At 57.1% G+C, this 15,483-nt stretch carries 15 protein-coding genes; 12 read left to right on the top strand and 3 right to left on the bottom strand.

Translation table 11 applies throughout. The annotated features are described in order from the left end of the window. The first annotated feature begins 6 nt into the window (after positions 1 to 6). The 6 genes from FS690_RS14125 (at position 7) to tatD (ending at position 4,737) form a co-directional block, all read left to right on the top strand. The gene (locus FS690_RS14125) at positions 7 to 612 is read left to right on the top strand and encodes an SCP2 domain-containing protein (RefSeq protein ID WP_145339806.1); all 606 of its coding nucleotides are present in this window, start codon (positions 7 to 9) and stop codon (positions 610 to 612) included. Further along, positions 609 to 2,246, top strand: a complete 1,638-nt coding sequence (gene ubiB, locus FS690_RS14130) for a ubiquinone biosynthesis regulatory protein kinase UbiB (protein WP_039381801.1) — start codon at positions 609 to 611, stop codon at positions 2,244 to 2,246. Before FS690_RS14125 ends, ubiB begins: the two co-directional genes overlap by 4 nt. A gap of 104 nt (positions 2,247 to 2,350) precedes the next feature. Further along, positions 2,351 to 2,596 (top strand): twin-arginine translocase TatA/TatE family subunit, encoded by a 246-nt coding sequence (gene tatA / locus FS690_RS14135; protein WP_039381803.1) that lies wholly within the window; start codon positions 2,351 to 2,353, stop codon positions 2,594 to 2,596. 9 nt (positions 2,597 to 2,605) lie between these two features. Then, positions 2,606 to 3,115, top strand: coding sequence for a Sec-independent protein translocase protein TatB (gene tatB, locus FS690_RS14140; protein ID WP_039381806.1), 510 nt, complete (start codon positions 2,606 to 2,608; stop codon positions 3,113 to 3,115). A gap of 2 nt (positions 3,116 to 3,117) precedes the next feature. Next, entirely contained in the window at positions 3,118 to 3,864 is a 747-nt protein-coding gene (gene tatC, locus FS690_RS14145; RefSeq protein ID WP_039381808.1) for a Sec-independent protein translocase subunit TatC, read from the top strand. A gap of 90 nt (positions 3,865 to 3,954) precedes the next feature. Next, a complete protein-coding gene (gene tatD, locus FS690_RS14150) occupies positions 3,955 to 4,737 on the top strand; it encodes a 3'-5' ssDNA/RNA exonuclease TatD (RefSeq protein WP_145339807.1) in 783 nt (260 codons plus the stop codon). Here the strand turns inward: tatD and rfaH are convergent. Then, positions 4,734 to 5,222 carry a transcription/translation regulatory transformer protein RfaH gene (gene rfaH / locus FS690_RS14155; protein WP_039381813.1) on the bottom strand — a complete coding sequence of 163 codons (489 nt, stop codon included), beginning with the start codon at positions 5,220 to 5,222 and terminating at the stop codon, positions 4,734 to 4,736. The genes tatD and rfaH overlap by 4 nt on opposite strands. Positions 5,223 to 5,458: 236 nt before the next feature. Between rfaH and ubiD the strand changes: the two genes are divergently transcribed. Next, a complete protein-coding gene (ubiD, locus tag FS690_RS14160) occupies positions 5,459 to 6,943 on the top strand; it encodes a 4-hydroxy-3-polyprenylbenzoate decarboxylase (RefSeq protein ID WP_145339808.1) in 1,485 nt (494 codons plus the stop codon). Positions 6,944 to 6,974: 31 nt separating this feature from the next. Beyond that, complete coding sequence (fre, locus tag FS690_RS14165) at positions 6,975 to 7,676, top strand: NAD(P)H-flavin reductase (protein WP_039381815.1); 702 nt, start codon at positions 6,975 to 6,977, stop codon at positions 7,674 to 7,676. Between the two features lie 63 nt (positions 7,677 to 7,739). Here the strand turns inward: fre and fadA are convergent, their stop codons facing one another. Beyond that, the gene (gene fadA, locus FS690_RS14170; protein WP_145339809.1) at positions 7,740 to 8,903 is read right to left on the bottom strand and encodes an acetyl-CoA C-acyltransferase FadA; all 1,164 of its coding nucleotides are present in this window, start codon (positions 8,901 to 8,903) and stop codon (positions 7,740 to 7,742) included. A 9-nt stretch (positions 8,904 to 8,912) separates the two neighbouring features. Then, entirely contained in the window at positions 8,913 to 11,096 is a 2,184-nt protein-coding gene (gene fadB, locus FS690_RS14175; RefSeq protein ID WP_104085843.1) for a fatty acid oxidation complex subunit alpha FadB, read from the bottom strand. A gap of 186 nt (positions 11,097 to 11,282) precedes the next feature. Between fadB and pepQ the strand changes: the two genes are divergently transcribed. The 4 genes from pepQ to hemG are packed head-to-tail and all read left to right on the top strand — an operon-like array spanning position 11,283 to position 15,255. Beyond that, a complete protein-coding gene (gene pepQ / locus FS690_RS14180; protein WP_145339810.1) occupies positions 11,283 to 12,614 on the top strand; it encodes a Xaa-Pro dipeptidase in 1,332 nt (443 codons plus the stop codon). Then, the gene (locus tag FS690_RS14185) at positions 12,614 to 13,231 is read left to right on the top strand and encodes an IMPACT family protein (protein WP_145339811.1); all 618 of its coding nucleotides are present in this window, start codon (positions 12,614 to 12,616) and stop codon (positions 13,229 to 13,231) included. Before pepQ ends, FS690_RS14185 begins: the two co-directional genes overlap by 1 nt. 17 nt (positions 13,232 to 13,248) lie before the next feature. Continuing rightward, positions 13,249 to 14,700 (top strand): Trk system potassium transporter TrkH, encoded by a 1,452-nt coding sequence (trkH, locus tag FS690_RS14190; protein WP_065647777.1) that lies wholly within the window; start codon positions 13,249 to 13,251, stop codon positions 14,698 to 14,700. Between the two features lie 18 nt (positions 14,701 to 14,718). Beyond that, on the top strand, positions 14,719 to 15,255 hold the full coding sequence (gene hemG / locus FS690_RS14195) for a menaquinone-dependent protoporphyrinogen IX dehydrogenase (RefSeq protein WP_104085841.1): 537 nt from the start codon (positions 14,719 to 14,721) through the stop codon (positions 15,253 to 15,255). The last annotated feature ends 228 nt before the right edge of the window (positions 15,256 to 15,483 follow it).

Raw genomic sequence — 15,483 nt, forward strand, 5'->3', positions numbered from 1 at the left:
GTGACCATGACGCTAACCCCTCTTATTACCGGCGCGCTTGAAACCGCGCTGAATCGTGTACTTTATCGCGATCGTAGCCTGAAAGCCGCCCGGCAGCGCCTGGCAGGTAAGGTGCTGCTGCTGCGGCTGCAGGAGCTCGATTTTCCCCTTGTGCTGGTCTTCAGCGAAACGCGACTGGACGTGCTGGGCGACTGGCAGGACAGCAGCGACTGCAGCGTCAGCCTGCGCCTGAGTACGTTGCCTAAACTGCGCGATCGCCAGCAGCTCACCGGCCTGATCCGCAGCGGCGAGCTGAACGTTGAGGGCGATCTGCAGGTGGTACAGCAGTTCTCCGCATTAATGGATCTGGCTGAACTCGATCCGGCAGAGTATCTGGCACCCTGGACCGGTGATATTGCGGCACAGGGTATCAGTCAGGCCGGCAGGCGGGCGCTGGCTTTTGCGCAGCAGCAGGTAACGCGCCGTCAGGACTATCTCAGCCAGGTGGTAACCGAAGAGTGGCGGCTGGCGCCGGGTGCGCTGGAGCTGGCATGGTTTGCAGAAGAGGTTGAAGCGATGGAGCGTTCACTAAACGCCTTTGAGGCGCGTCTGACACAGCGGGAGGCGAAATGACGCTCGGAGAACTTCGGCGCTTATATTTTATCGTTAAAATTTTTCTGACCTACGGGCTGGATGAACTCATACCGCACATGCGCATCACGCTGCCGCTGCGGCTGTGGCGCCGCTGCGTATTCTGGATCCCCAACCGGCATAAAGAAGCGGAGATGGGCCTGCGCCTGCGTCTGGCAATGGAGCAGCTTGGCCCGGTCTGGATCAAGTTTGGTCAGATGCTCTCAACCCGTCGCGATCTGTTTCCGCCTAAAATTGCCGACGAGCTGGCAATCCTGCAGGACCGCGTCGCGCCGTTTGATGGCGTAAAAGCAAAAGCGCAGATTGAGCGCTCGATTGGCGGTCCGGTTGAGACCTGGTTTGACGATTTCGATATCAAACCGCTCGCCTCTGCCTCTATTGCTCAGGTCCACACCGCGACGCTGAAATCTAACGGCCGCAAAGTGGTCATCAAAGTGATCCGCCCTGATATCCTGCCGGTAATCAAAGCGGATATGAAGCTGATCTACCGGCTGGCACGCTGGGTGCCGCGCCTGTTGCCGGATGGTCGCCGCCTGCGTCCGATGGAAGTGGTCCGCGATTACGAAAAAACGCTGATTGATGAACTCAATCTGCTGCGGGAAGCGGCCAATGCGATTCAGCTGCGCCGTAATTTTGATCAGAGCCGCATGCTCTACGTACCGGAGGTCTACTCCGATTACTGCAGCGAAACCATGCTGGTGATGGAGCGGATTTACGGAATCCCGATCTCCGATGTCGCCACGCTGGAGCAGCACGGCGTCAATATGAAGCTGCTGGCTGAACGCGGCGTGCAGGTTTTCTTTACCCAGGTATTTCGCGACAGCTTCTTTCACGCCGATATGCATCCGGGCAACATTTTTGTCAGTTACGATCGTCCGGAAGATCCGCAATATATCGGTATCGACTGCGGGATTGTGGGATCGCTTAACAAAGAAGATAAGCGCTATCTGGCCGAAAACTTTATTGCCTTTTTTAACCGCGACTACCGCAAGGTAGCGGAACTCCACGTGGATTCTGGCTGGGTGCCGCCCGATACTAACGTTGAAGATTTTGAGTTTGCTATCCGCACCGTCTGTGAACCGATTTTTGAGAAGCCGCTGGCGGAGATCTCATTTGGTCACGTGCTGCTGAACCTGTTCAACACGGCGCGCCGCTTTAATATGGAAGTGCAGCCGCAGCTGGTGCTGCTGCAAAAAACGCTACTCTATATTGAAGGGATTGGACGTCAGCTCTATCCGCAGCTCGATTTATGGAAAACCGCGAAGCCGTTTCTGGAAGAGTGGATCAAAGATCAGATTGGTCTTCCGGCACTGGTACGTAAGGTTAAAGAGAAAGCGCCTTTCTGGGCAGAGAAACTGCCAGAACTGCCGGAACTGTTTTACGACAGCATGCGCCAGCATAAGTTATTGCAGCACAGCGTTGATAAACTGGTTAATGAACTGAACGCGCAGCGCACCCGGCATCACCAGTCGCGCTACCTGTTTGGCGTGGGGGCCACGCTGCTGTTAAGCGGGACGGCAGTACTTCTGAGCCGGCCTGACTGGGACTTCTTCCCGGCGCTGTTAATGGCGGCGGGCATCGTGACCTGGCTGGTGGGCTGGCGCAAGACAAACTAATTGTTTGCCTGGTGCAAATCGCGTAATGTCGCAGGCCGGAGCCGGTTTCCCGGCCCGCCACATTACAGTTTTTCGTTTTGTTAAGTATTTCAGAGGCATATCTCATGGGCGGTATCAGTATCTGGCAATTGTTAATCATTGCCGTCATCGTTGTACTTCTGTTCGGCACCAATAAACTGCGCAACCTCGGTTCAGATCTTGGCTCATCCATTCGCGGCTTTAAAAAAGCGATGAGTGATGAAGATGAGAAAAAAGATCTGCCTAAAGAGCAGGATGCTGACTTCAATGCCAAAACGCTGGCAGATAAACAGCATGACCCGGTGAATAAAGATCAGCCGCGGGATAAGTAAGGTGTAACTGTGTTCGATATTGGCTTTAGTGAACTGGTTCTGGTGTTCGTGATCGGCCTGATTGTACTCGGGCCGCAACGTTTGCCGGTGGCGGTAAAAACGGTAGTGGGCTGGATCCGGGCAATTCGCTCGCTGGCGGCTAATGTGCAGCACGAGCTGGCGCAGGAGCTAAAGCTGCAGGAGTTGCAGGACAGCCTGAAGAAAGTGGAAGAGGCGGGAAAGGGAACGCTCTCTCCGGAGCTGAAGCAGTCAATGGAAGAGCTGCGTAAAACAGCTGACTCCATGAAGCGCTCTGTTCAGCAGAGTATTGATATCGAAAAAGCGGAGGATGAAGCGAATACGATTCATCAGCCTGCCGCGGTTAAACCTGATGTGCCGCCGGCTGCTGCCGTCACGCCGGCGCAGGCGGAGCATCACGCCAGCGCTCCGGCGCAGGCACCTGCCGCCGCAGAAACCGTCAGCGATCGGGCTGATGCGGCGCACTCACCCACTCCCCTTTCTGCAAAAGATGAACGATAACCATGGCTGTTGAAGATACCCAGCCGCTCATCAGCCATCTGATCGAGCTGCGTAAGCGTCTGCTGAACTGCATCATTGCCGTGTTTGCGATTTTTCTCTGCCTGATCTATTTCGCTAACGATATCTATCACGCGGTCGCCGCACCGCTGATCAGCCAGATGCCGGCCGGCGCCAGTATGATTGCCACAGATGTTGCCTCGCCATTTTTTACGCCGATCAAGCTGACCCTTATTGTCTCGGTGTTTCTGGCGGTTCCGGTGATCCTCTATCAGGTATGGGCATTTATCGCGCCAGCGCTCTACCGGCATGAACGCCGGCTGGTTATGCCGCTGCTTTTCTCCAGTACGCTGCTGTTCTACGTGGGTGTGGCTTTTGCCTACTTTATTGTCTTTCCGCTGGCGTTTGGCTTTTTTGCCAAGACCGCGCCGCAGGGCGTCACCATTGCAACCGACATTACGAACTATCTCGACTTTGTCATGACGCTGTTTATGGCATTTGGCGTTGCGTTTGAAGTGCCGATAGCCATCGTGCTGCTCTGCTGGACCGGGATCACCACGCCAGACGATTTGCGGAAAAAACGGCCTTATATTCTGGTCGGCGCTTTCGTTGTTGGGATGCTGCTCACACCGCCAGACGTTTTTTCCCAAACTTTGCTCGCTATTCCGATGTACTGCCTGTTTGAAGTCGGCGTATTCTTTTCCCGCTACTACGTGGGTAAAGGGCGTAAAGCGGCAGAGGAAGACTCCTGATCGCGTTTACGCAGGACGCCCCGTTGCGCGCGGGGTGAAAGCATTTTACAAACCGCCCGCCTGCCGGGCGGTTTTTATTTGGGGAAAGAGATGTTTGATATCGGTGTAAACCTGACCAGCACGCAATTCGCAAAAGATCGCGCTCAGGTGGTTAAGCGCGCGCGCGAAGCAGGTGTCACCGGCATGCTGCTTACCGGCACTAACGCGCTGGAGAGCCAGCAGGCACGACAGCTGGCAGCACAGCATCCCGGCTACTGCTGGTCTACGGCCGGCGTCCATCCGCATCACGCCAGTGAGTGGTCCGCAGAAACAGCCAGCACGCTGCGCCGCCTGACAGAGAGCGAACAGGTGGTTGCCATAGGGGAGTGCGGGCTCGACTTCAACCGCAATCTGGCTGCGCATCAGCAGCAGGAGTATGCATTCGATGCCCAGCTGGCGCTGGCTGCAGAGCTGCAGCTGCCGGTGTTCTTACACTGCCGCGAAGCGCACGATCGCTTTGTTGCGGTGCTGGAGCCGTGGCTGCCGAAGCTGACGGGAGCGGTGGTACACTGCTTTACCGGCACGCGTGCGGAGCTGGAAGCCTGTCTGGCGCTGGGCCTCTCCGTGGGCATTACCGGCTGGGTGTGTGATGAACGCCGCGGAATGGCGCTGCGTGAGATGCTGCCGCTGATCCCGGCGGAGCGTTTACTGCTGGAGACGGACGCGCCTTATTTACTGCCGCGCGATATGCGGCCCCGTCCGGCCTCGCGGCGCAATGAACCCTGTTTTCTGCCTCATCTGGTACAGCAGGTGGCGGGCTGGCGCGGAGAGACGGCGGAGGCGCTGAGTGCGCAGGCCGACGCAAACGCGCGTCAGCTGTTCAGGCTGGCTTAAACCTTACGAAACAGTTTGTTATCCACACTGCGCATCACCTGCTTATTCAGCAGGTTCAGCAACAGGATCGAACGGGTTTCTCCGTCGGGCTCGGCAAAAATCGCCCGCAGCCCTTCAAACGTGCCGTCGGTGATAAGCACTTCATCGCCCGACTGCGGCGTTTCAGGATCCAGAACAATCTGTGGTGTATCGGTCTGCAGTGCTTCAATCACTTCATAGGGCACCGTGGCGGGCATAGCGCCGAAGCGCACAAAATGGCTGACGCCGCGCGTGCTGCTGATGGTGGTGGTATGAATCGCTTCCGGATCGAATTCGATAAACAGATAGTTAGGGAACAGCGGCTCACTGACAGTGGTGCGTTTACCGCGCACCAGCTTCTCCATCGCGATCGTTGGACTGAGGCATGTTACTGCCTGACGCTCAAGATGTTCCTTGGCGCGCAGCAGCTGTCCGCGTTTGCAATAGAGTAAGTACCAGGATTCCATAACTGCCCCCAAATAATGGATGCCAAGAATAACAAACCTGCAGTCAGAGTTATAGCGCATCGGCTGGCGTATACCGTGCCGGCCAGAGAAATTCTCTGCGAATTTTCTGATTAGTGCGTTATCTGTGCGCTTTGCGGCAAGAGAATTGACGACCAGGGCGCATCTGTATCAGACTGCCAGACCATTACGGATCTGCACGATTTCCCGATTCACTCTGGCCGGAAAACTGAAGCCACATGAAATACCAGGACTTACGAGATTTTCTTTCGCTGCTGGAACAGCGTGGCGAGCTCAAGCGCATCACTCAGGAGATTGATCCTGAACTGGAGATGACCGAAATCGCCGACCGCACGCTGCGTGCCGGCGGCCCGGCGCTGCTGTTTGAAAACCCCAAAGGGTATGACATGCCGGTGCTGTGTAACCTGTTTGGCACGCCAAAGCGCGTGGCCATGGGTATGGGGCAGGAGGAGGTCAGCGCGCTGCGCGACGTCGGTAAACTGCTGGCATTTCTGAAGGAGCCGGAGCCGCCCAAAGGCTTCCGCGATCTCTTTGACAAAATGCCGCAGTTTAAGCAGGTGCTGAATATGCCAACAAAGCGTCTGCGCAATGCTCCCTGTCAGGAAGAGATCTTCAGCGGCGATGAGGTTGATTTGTCGCGTATTCCGGTGATGAAGTGCTGGCCTGGCGATGCGGCACCGCTGATTACCTGGGGGCTGACCGTTTCGCGCGGACCGCATAAAGAGCGGCAGAACCTGGGGATCTACCGCCAGCAGGTTATCGGCAAAAACCGGCTGATTATGCGCTGGCTGTCGCACCGCGGCGGCGCGCTCGATTTTCAGGAGTGGTGCAAAGCCCACCCCGGCGAACGCTTTCCGGTCGCGGTGGCGCTGGGTGCCGATCCCGCCACCATACTGGGCGCGGTCACGCCGGTGCCGGATACGCTCTCGGAGTACGCCTTCGCCGGCCTGCTGCGCGGCAATAAAACCGAAGTGGTAAAATGCGCCTCCTGCGATCTGGAAGTGCCCGCCAGCGCGGAAATTGTGCTGGAAGGCTACATTGAACCGGGCGACATGGCGCCGGAAGGTCCCTATGGCGACCATACCGGTTACTATAATGAAGTAGACAGCTTTCCGGTCTTTACCGTTACGCACGTTACTCAGCGGCGTAAACCGATCTATCATTCCACCTATACCGGTCGTCCACCCGATGAGCCTGCGGTACTGGGGGTGGCACTGAATGAAGTGCTGGTGCCAATCTTAATCAAACAGTTTCCGGAAATTGTCGATTTTTATCTGCCGCCTGAAGGCTGCTCCTACCGCCTGGCGGTAGTGACGATTAAAAAACAGTACGCAGGACATGCCAAGCGGGTGATGTTTGGCGTCTGGTCATTTCTGCGTCAGTTTATGTACACCAAATTTGTTATTGTGTGTGACGACGACGTAAACGCGCGCGACTGGAATGATGTGATTTGGGCGATTACCACCCGCATGGACCCGGCGCGCGATACCGTACTGGTAGAGAATACGCCGATCGATTACCTCGACTTTGCTTCACCGGTTTCGGGGCTGGGCTCCAAAATGGGGCTGGATGCTACTAATAAATGGCCGGGTGAAACGCAGCGCGAGTGGGGCACGCCGATCGTCAAAGATCCGGCGGTCACCGCGCGTATTGACGCAATCTGGGATGAGTTAGCAATCTTTGCCGAACCGCCGCAGCGCTGACGGCAGCAGAGAACCATAAGAAAGGGCAATTATGACGACGTTAAGCTGCAAAGTGACTTCGGTTGAGGCGATTACCGACACCGTATATCGGGTGCGCCTGATCCCGGAAGCGGAATTTAGCTTTCGCGCCGGTCAGTATCTGATGGTGGTAATGGATGAGCGCGACAAGCGTCCTTTCTCCATTGCCTCAACGCCAATGGAGAAAGAGATTATTGAGCTGCACATTGGCGCATCCGATCTCAATCTTTACGCTATGGCCGTGATGGATCGCATCAGAAGCGACCGCCAGGTAACGATTGATATGCCGCATGGTGATGCGTGGCTGCGGGAAGAGAGCGAGCGCCCGGTGATTCTGATCGCCGGCGGCACCGGCTTTTCCTACGCGCGTTCACTGCTGCTGACCGCGCTGGCGCAGCAGCCCGATCGTGATATCGCCATTTACTGGGGCGGACGTGAACTGCAGCACCTCTACGATATGGATGAGCTGGAAGCGCTGGCGGTAAAACACCCGAATCTCAAGGTGATTCCAGTGGTTGAGCAGCCTGCAGATGGCTGGCAGGGGCGCAGCGGGACGGTACTGACCGCCGTTATGCAGGATCATGCCGATCTGAGCGGCCATGACATCTATATCGCCGGACGCTTTGAGATGGCAAAAATTGCCCGTGAGCGTTTCTGCAGCGAGCGCGGCGCGCTGGAAGCGCAGATGTATGGCGATGCCTTTGCGTTTATCTGAGGCGCAGCCGTAAAAAAGCCCGCCCGGAAGGGCGGGAACACGTGCGATTCACAGGTCTCTGTTTTAGATACGTTCAAATACGGTGGCGATGCCCTGACCCAGGCCGATACACATGGTTGCCAGGCCAAACTGCACGTCATGCTGTGTCATCTGGTTGAGCAGGGTGGTGCTGATGCGCGCGCCGGAACAGCCCAGCGGATGCCCCAGCGCAATCGCCCCGCCATTCAGGTTTACTTTCTCATCCATCTGCGCCATAAGCCCTAAATCTTTGATGCAGGGCAGGGTTTGCGCAGCAAAAGCCTCATTAAGTTCAAACAGTCCGATATCCGCTACGCTGAGTCCGGCACGCTTCAGCGCCATTTTGCTGGCGGGAACCGGGCCGTATCCCATAATTGAAGGATCGCAGCCGGTTACCGCCATACTGCGGATACGCGCACGCGGGGTGATGCCCAGTTCACGGGCGCGGCTTTCACTCATGATCAGCATGGCGGCAGCGCCGTCAGAAAGCGCGGATGAACTGCCGGCGGTCACCGTGCCGCTCACCGGATCAAACGCCGGCCGCAGCGCGGCCAGACCCTCCAGGCTGGTCTCCGGACGGATGACCTCATCACTCTCATAGCGCTTCAGCACGCCATCGGAGTCGTGCCCCCAGGTGGGAATAATTTCGCGGGCAAAATCGCCGCGCTGCGTCGCCGCCCATGCACGCTGATGCGAACGGAAAGCAAACGCATCCTGCTGTTCGCGGCTGATATGGTGCATGCGCGCCAGCATTTCCGCTGTCAGGCCCATCATGCCGGCGGCTTTTGCCACTGTCCGGCTCAGGCCGGGATGGAAATCAACGCCGTGGCTCATCGGGACATGGCCCATATGCTCAACGCCGCCAATCAGGCAGGTCTGCGCATCGCCGGTCATAATGGCCCGGGCAGCATCATGCAGCGCCTGCATAGATGAACCGCAGAGGCGATTCACCGTGCTGGCGGGCACGCGGTGCGGAATTTCCGCCAGCAGCGCCGCGTTGCGCGCAATATTAAATCCCTGCTCCAGCGTCTGCTGCACGCAGCCCCAGATGATATCATCCAGCGAGGCGGGGTCGATCGCCGGGTTGCGGCTCAGCAGCTCCCGCATCAGATGTGCTGAGAGATCTTCCGCCCGCACCTGACGAAAGGCGCCGCCTTTAGAGCGGCCCATGGGCGTGCGTGCGGCATCAATAATGACGACATTTTCCATCTCTGTTCCTCAGGCGCGCTGCAGCGACGCTTCATCAATAGGTTGAACGGCGGGGTACCAGCTCTGATGCGCGTGCGCACGCTGCACCAGCGCCTCCGGCAGCGTATAAAGCGCGCCGAGATGTGCGTAGCGTCTGGCCTGGTCGACCACATTGCTGTTACCGAGCGTATCAAGATAGCGGAAAGCGCCGCCGCGGAATGGCGGGAAGCCGAGGCCATAGACCAGCGCCATATCTGCTTCTGCCGGTGAGGCGATAATCTTCTCTTCCAGACAGCGCACCACTTCATGCAGCATCGGCAGCATCATACGGTTGATAATCTCTTCATTGCTGAATGCGCGTGCTGGTTCACTGACGCTGCTCAGCAGCGTATCGGCGTCCGGATCGTGTATCTTCTGCGGTTTGCCTTTTTTATCCTGTTCCCAGCGGTAGAAGCCGAGGCCGTTTTTCTGCCCAAACCGGCCCGCATCAAACAGGACATCGATGGCATCCCGATAGTTTTTCTGCATGCGCGCCGGAAAGCCCTGCGCCATGACCTGCTGCGCATGATGGGCGGTATCGATACCGACCACATCCAGCAGCCACGCCGGCCCCATTGGCCAGCCAAACTGCTGCTCCATGACTTTATCAATCTGGCGATAATCAGCGCCGTCGCGCAGCAGCAGGCTGAAAGCCGCAAAATAGGGGAACAGTACCCGGTTAACAAAGAAACCGGGACAATCGTTAACCACGACCGCTGTTTTTCCCATTTTGCTGGCCCACGCCACCACCTTACTGATGGTCGCTTCTGAGGTCTGTTCGCCGCGGATCACTTCCACCAGCGGCATGCGCGGTACCGGATTGAAAAAGTGCATACCGCAGAAATTTTGCGGACGCTGCAGCGCTTTCGCCAGTTCGCTAATCGGGATGGTTGAGGTGTTGGAGGCGAGAATGGCATCGTCCCGCAGCTGCTGTTCGGTCTCAGCGAGCACTTTCGCTTTGACCGCCGGATTCTCCACTACCGCTTCTACCACCACATCAGCGCGGCGGAAACCGCTATACTCCAGCACCGGCTGGATAGTTGTCAGCACGGCAGCAAGTTTCGCACCATCAATTTTGCCGCGCGCCAGCTGCTTATTCAGCAGCTTGCTGGCTTCATTCATACCCAGCGTCAGCGCTTTTTCACTGATATCTTTCAGGATAACGGGTACGCCTTTCCACGCTGACTGCCAGGCAATCCCGCCCCCCATGATGCCGGCACCCAGCACGGCGGCCTGCTGCGGCAGCTCTGCGCGGGCGCTATGTTTTTTCGCCAGGCTTTTGACATATTGATCGTTAAGGAAAATGCCGACCAGCGCGCGGGCAACATCGCTCTGTGCCAGCGGCACAAACGCAGCCGTTTCAAGCTTAAGCGCATCATCGCGCGTCAGCCCGGCGGCAGCTTCAATTGTTTTCACCGCTGTCAGCGGGGCAGGGTAGTGTTTACCTGCCGTCTGCAGCACCATGCTTTTCGCCAGCGTAAAGCTCATCGCGGCTTCAACCGGACTCAGCTTCAGCGGCGCCAGCTTCGGCGCCCGGCGTGCCTGCCAGCTCTGCTGGGTAATGGCGTCGTGCAGCATAGTGAGCGCGGCGCTGCGCAGTTTGTCGCGGCTGACCACGGCATCGACCAGACCCAGCTTCAGCGCGCTTAATCCATCCACATCTTTGCCGGCGGCAATGATCTCCAGCGCGCTGTCGGCTCCCAGCAGGCGCGGCAAACGCACGCTACCGCCAAAGCCTGGCATGATGCCGAGTCGGGTTTCCGGCAGGCCAATGCGCGTCTCCGGCGTCGCGACGCGCAGATCGGTTGCCAGCACACACTCGCAGCCCCCCCCCAGCGCATAGCCATCAATGGCGGCAATGGTCGGCACCGGCAGATCTTCCAGCCGGTTAAAAATGCTGTTAGCAAAGGTCAGCCACGCGCTCAGTTTCTCTTCAGGGGCATCAAACAGCGAAAGAAACTCGGTGATATCCGCGCCGACGATAAAAGCGGGTTTGGCGGAGCTTAACAGCAGACCGCGCAGACCGGGCTGCTGCTGCAGTACATTCAGCGCCTCTCCCAGGCTGGCGACGGTTTTAATATCAAGTTTATTGACCGAGCCGGGAGCATCGAAAACCAGCTCGGCAACGCCGTCTTCGAGCCAGTGTAATGAAAGGGTATCGCCTTGGTAGAGCATATCCGTCTCCTGAAACCGCGAAAAGTGATCTGGTCATACCAGATGAACAGGAGTGTGAGCGGCCTGCCCCTCTTTTGCAAACGGCAGTGTGCTTATTTGATACCGCGATCACAGGCTGGCTGGCGCGCCAATAGCGGCGCGGCTATGCTACACTGCGGCCACTTTCGCGACATCGGAGACTCGTTCATGGATTCACTGAAAACACTGTATCAGGCGCATATCAAAACGCTGCAGCAGCGGGCGCAACAGATTCTGGCGCGCGGCAAACTGGATGCGCTGCTGATCCACTCCGGCGAGCTACAGACCGTTTTTCTGGATGATCACACCTATCCGTTTAAAGTGAATCCGCAGTTCAAAGCCTGGGTGCCGGTCACGCAGGTGCCGAACTGCTGGCTGTGGGTCGACGGCAGCAATAAACCTAAACTGTGGTTCTATTCACCCGTCGACTACTGGCATAACGTTGAGCCGCTGCCGGAGAGCTTCTGGACCGGAGATGTTGATGTCATCGGGCTGAAAAATGCAGATGAGATTGCACAGCTGCTGCCAGCATCGCGTGAAAACGTCGCCTACATTGGCCCGGTACCGGAACGTGCTGCGCAGCTGGGCTTCAGCAGTGCGCAGATCAACCCGCAGGCGGTCATCGATTTCCTGCATTATCATCGCAGTATCAAAACGGATTATGAGCTCGCCTGCCTGCGTCAGGCGCAGAAGCTGGCGGTTGCTGGCCATCGCGCGGCTAAAGAGGCGTTTTTCTCCGGCATGAGCGAGTTCGATATTAACCTCGCCTATCTTACCGCTACCGGGCACCGGGATACGGATGTGCCGTATGGCAATATTGTGGCGCTGAACGAACATGCAGCCGTGCTGCACTACACCCGGCTCGATCACCAGCCGCCAGCCAAACGTCACAGCTTCCTGATTGACGCCGGCGCTGAGTATGCAGGATATGCAGCAGATTTAACCCGCAGCTATGCGGCGCAAAGTAAAACGCGCTATGCCGAGCTGGTGGAGGCAATGAATAAAGAGGAGCTGGCGCTGATCGCTACGCTGAAAGCGGGCGTGCGCTATACCGATTATCATCTGCAGATGCATCAGCGCATTGCGCGTTTGTTGCTGAAATTTGGTCTGGTAAAAGGCCTGACGGAAGAGGCGCTGGTGGCAGAGAATCTCACCGGACCTTTCATGCCGCACGGCCTGGGTCATCCCCTCGGGCTGCAGGTACATGATGTGGCCGGTTTTATGCAGGACGATCGCGGCACGCCTCTGGCTGCGCCGGCGCAATACCCTTATCTGCGCTGCACCCGGGTGCTGGAGCCCGGCATGGTACTGACCATTGAGCCGGGCTTCTATATTATCGATTCGCTGCTGGCGCCGCTACGCGGGGGTAAGTACACCCAGCACTTTGACTGGCAGGCGATTGATGCGCTGAAGCCGTATGGCGGAATTCGCATTGAAGATAATGTGGTGATCCACCCTAATCGCATTGAGAACATGACGCGCGACCTGCACCTGGCCTGATGGACGCTTATGATATTCCGGCTGAGGCGATAAGCAGCAGCGAAGAGACGATCAAAAAAAGCCGCTTTATCACTCTGCTGGCGCATACGCCGGGTGCTGAAGCGGCGCGGGCGTTTGTGCAGCGGGTCAAAAGCGAGCATCCCGCTGCGCGGCATCACTGCTGGGCCTGGGTTGCCGGTGCTCCGGACGATTCACAGCAGCTGGGCTTCTCCGACGATGGCGAACCCTCCGGCACGGCAGGTAAGCCGATGCTGGCGCAGCTGATGGGGAGCGGCCTTGGTGAGATCACTGCCGTAGTCGTACGCTATTATGGCGGCATCATGCTGGGGACCGGCGGGCTGGTCAAAGCTTACGGCGGCGGGGTGCAGCAGGGACTGAAACAGCTGCCGCGTCAGCGCAAAGTGCCGATGCAATCTTTTATGCTGCGCTGTGATTATGCACAGATGAGCGATATAGAACGCCTGCTGCAGCGTTTTGACGGCGTTACCGAAGAGAGCCGCTATGAAGATTGCATCACGCTGCGCATTGCGCTGCCTCATGCGCAGATAGCGGCCTTTAAGCAAAACCTCTCTGACTACAGCCGGGGTGCGCTAGCGCTGCTCCCGCTGGATAACTGAACAAAGGACACGGCTGAATGCACTTCCGCGCCATTACCCGCATTGTGGGTCTGCTGGTTATTTTATTCTCGGTAACCATGATTGTACCGGGTTTAGTGGCGCTGATTTATCGCGACGGTGCCGGCCGCGCCTTCAGTCAGACGTTCCTGATGGCGATTGTCATTGGTTCGCTGCTCTGGTGGCCCAACCGTAAACAGAAGACCGAACTTAAACCGCGCGAAGGCTTTCTGATTGTGGTGCTGTTCTGGACGGTACTGGGCAGCGTCGGTGCAATGCCGTTTATCTTTGCCGAGCAGCCTCACCTCTCCGCGACCGATGCCTTTTTCGAATCCTTTTCCGGCCTGACGACGACGGGTGCAACGACGCTGGTGGGGCTCGACTCCCTGCCGAAAGCGATTCTGTTTTACCGGCAGATGCTGCAGTGGCTGGGCGGTATGGGGATTATCGTGCTGGCCGTTGCCATACTGCCGATTCTGGGCGTTGGTGGCATGCAGCTTTATCGCGCCGAAATGCCCGGGCCGCTGAAGGACAATAAGATGCGGCCGCGTATTGCAGAGACAGCAAAAACGCTGTGGCTGATTTATGTTGTGCTGACCATCGCCTGCGCGCTGGCCCTGTGGCTGGCCGGCATGCCGATGTTTGACGCTATCGGGCACAGCTTTTCTACCATCGCGATTGGCGGTTTCTCCACGCACGATGCCAGCATCGGCTATTTTAACAGCCCGACGATCAACACGATTGTTGCGGTGTTTCTGCTGATTTCCGGCTGTAACTACGGCCTGCACTTTTCACTGCTGAGCGGGCGTAACCTGAAGGTTTACTGGCGCGATCCTGAATTCCGGATGTTTATTGGCGTGCAGTTTACGCTGGTGGTGATCTGCACGCTGGTGCTCTGGCTGCATAATGTTTATGACAGCGGCTGGCAAACGCTGAATCAGGCTTTTTTCCAGGTAGTGTCATGGGCAACAACGGCGGGCTTCACCACAGATAGCATTGCACGCTGGCCGCTGTTCCTGCCGGTGCTGCTGCTCTGCTCAGCATTTATCGGTGGTATGGCTGGCTCAACCGGGGGCGGCCTGAAGGTTATTCGTATTCTGCTATTGTTCAAGCAGGGTTCACGTGAGCTAAAACGTCTGGTGCACCCTAATGCGGTTTACACCATTAAGCTTGGCAACCGGGCGCTGCCGGAGCGTATTCTGGAAGCGGTATGGGGTTTCTTCTCCGCCTATGCGCTGGTGTTTCTGCTCAGCATGCTGGCAATTATCGCGACCGGCGTTGATGACTTCTCCGCGTTTGCTGCCGTTGCGGCAACGCTGAACAACCTTGGGCCGGGGCTGGGTGTAGTCGCAGACAACTTCACAACCATGAATGATGTGGCGAAATGGATATTGATCCTGACGATGCTGTTCGGGCGTCTTGAGGTCTTTACGCTGCTGGTGCTGTTCACGCCGACTTTCTGGCGTGAATAAGAGAAACAGGAACCTGTAATGAAAGCATTAATACTTTATTCCACCCGCGACGGACAAACCCGCGAAATTGCAGCGCGTATTGCTCAGACTCTGGTACCGCAGCAGTTATGTGATGTGCAGGATCTTGCAGAGACGAGACAGATTGACTGGTCGCAGTACGATCGCGTACTGATAGGCGCCTCGATTCGCTATGGTCATTTTGATACGGCGCTGATGAAGTTTGTCACGCAGCACCGGCAGTCGCTGCAGCAGCGGGTAAGCGGATTTTTTAGCGTGAATCTGACGGCGCGCAAAGCTGACAAGCGTTCCCCGCAAACCAATGCCTATACCCGCAAATTTCTTGAGCAGTCACCGTGGCAGCCCGACTGCTGCGCTGTGTTTGCTGGCGCGTTACGTTATCCGCGCTATCGCTGGTTTGATCGGGTAATGATTCAGTTAATTATGCGCATGACCGGTGGTGAAACCGATACCTCTAAAGAAGTCGAGTACACCGACTGGTCTGCAGTGAGCAGATTTGCGTATGAATTTGCGCAGTTACCAGGCAAATCGTTGTGAAATAGAGCGTTGTGGCGAAAAATAGCGCGAACGATTCTTTTTTTGTATTTAACGCTTGTCAGCCCGGAAGAACTCCCTATAATGCGCCTCCATCGACACGGCACACCGGCTTACGGAAAACGGCGTCGACAGGAAGATTCGGTAAGAACTTCCGCCGGAGAAAACGCTGAAAAAAGTGGTTGACTCCGGAGGAGGAAAGCGTAATATACGCCACCTCGCAGCAGACGC

The sequence above is a fragment of the Pantoea sp. PSNIH1 genome, from assembly GCF_007680655.1.
Lineage (GTDB): Bacteria > Pseudomonadota > Gammaproteobacteria > Enterobacterales > Enterobacteriaceae > Pantoea > Pantoea eucrina.

What these genes read in the sequence shown, in the direction of transcription:
- ubiB (WP_039381801.1), top strand. Translation starts at nt 609, where the DNA reads ATGACGCTCGGAGAACTTCGGCGCTTATATTTTATCGTTAAAATTTTT.
- FS690_RS14185 (WP_145339811.1), top strand. Translation starts at nt 12,614, where the DNA reads ATGGACGCTTATGATATTCCGGCTGAGGCGATAAGCAGCAGCGAAGAG.
- fre (WP_039381815.1), top strand. Translation starts at nt 6,975, where the DNA reads ATGACGACGTTAAGCTGCAAAGTGACTTCGGTTGAGGCGATTACCGAC.
- FS690_RS14125 (WP_145339806.1), top strand. Translation starts at nt 7, where the DNA reads ATGACGCTAACCCCTCTTATTACCGGCGCGCTTGAAACCGCGCTGAAT.
- fadB (WP_104085843.1), bottom strand. Translation starts at nt 11,096, where the DNA reads ATGCTCTACCAAGGCGATACCCTTTCATTACACTGGCTCGAAGACGGC.
- ubiD (WP_145339808.1), top strand. Translation starts at nt 5,459, where the DNA reads ATGAAATACCAGGACTTACGAGATTTTCTTTCGCTGCTGGAACAGCGT.
- fadA (WP_145339809.1), bottom strand. Translation starts at nt 8,903, where the DNA reads ATGGAAAATGTCGTCATTATTGATGCCGCACGCACGCCCATGGGCCGC.
- trkH (WP_065647777.1), top strand. Translation starts at nt 13,249, where the DNA reads ATGCACTTCCGCGCCATTACCCGCATTGTGGGTCTGCTGGTTATTTTA.
- pepQ (WP_145339810.1), top strand. Translation starts at nt 11,283, where the DNA reads ATGGATTCACTGAAAACACTGTATCAGGCGCATATCAAAACGCTGCAG.
- tatD (WP_145339807.1), top strand. Translation starts at nt 3,955, where the DNA reads ATGTTTGATATCGGTGTAAACCTGACCAGCACGCAATTCGCAAAAGAT.
- tatC (WP_039381808.1), top strand. Translation starts at nt 3,118, where the DNA reads ATGGCTGTTGAAGATACCCAGCCGCTCATCAGCCATCTGATCGAGCTG.
- rfaH (WP_039381813.1), bottom strand. Translation starts at nt 5,222, where the DNA reads ATGGAATCCTGGTACTTACTCTATTGCAAACGCGGACAGCTGCTGCGC.
- hemG (WP_104085841.1), top strand. Translation starts at nt 14,719, where the DNA reads ATGAAAGCATTAATACTTTATTCCACCCGCGACGGACAAACCCGCGAA.
- tatA (WP_039381803.1), top strand. Translation starts at nt 2,351, where the DNA reads ATGGGCGGTATCAGTATCTGGCAATTGTTAATCATTGCCGTCATCGTT.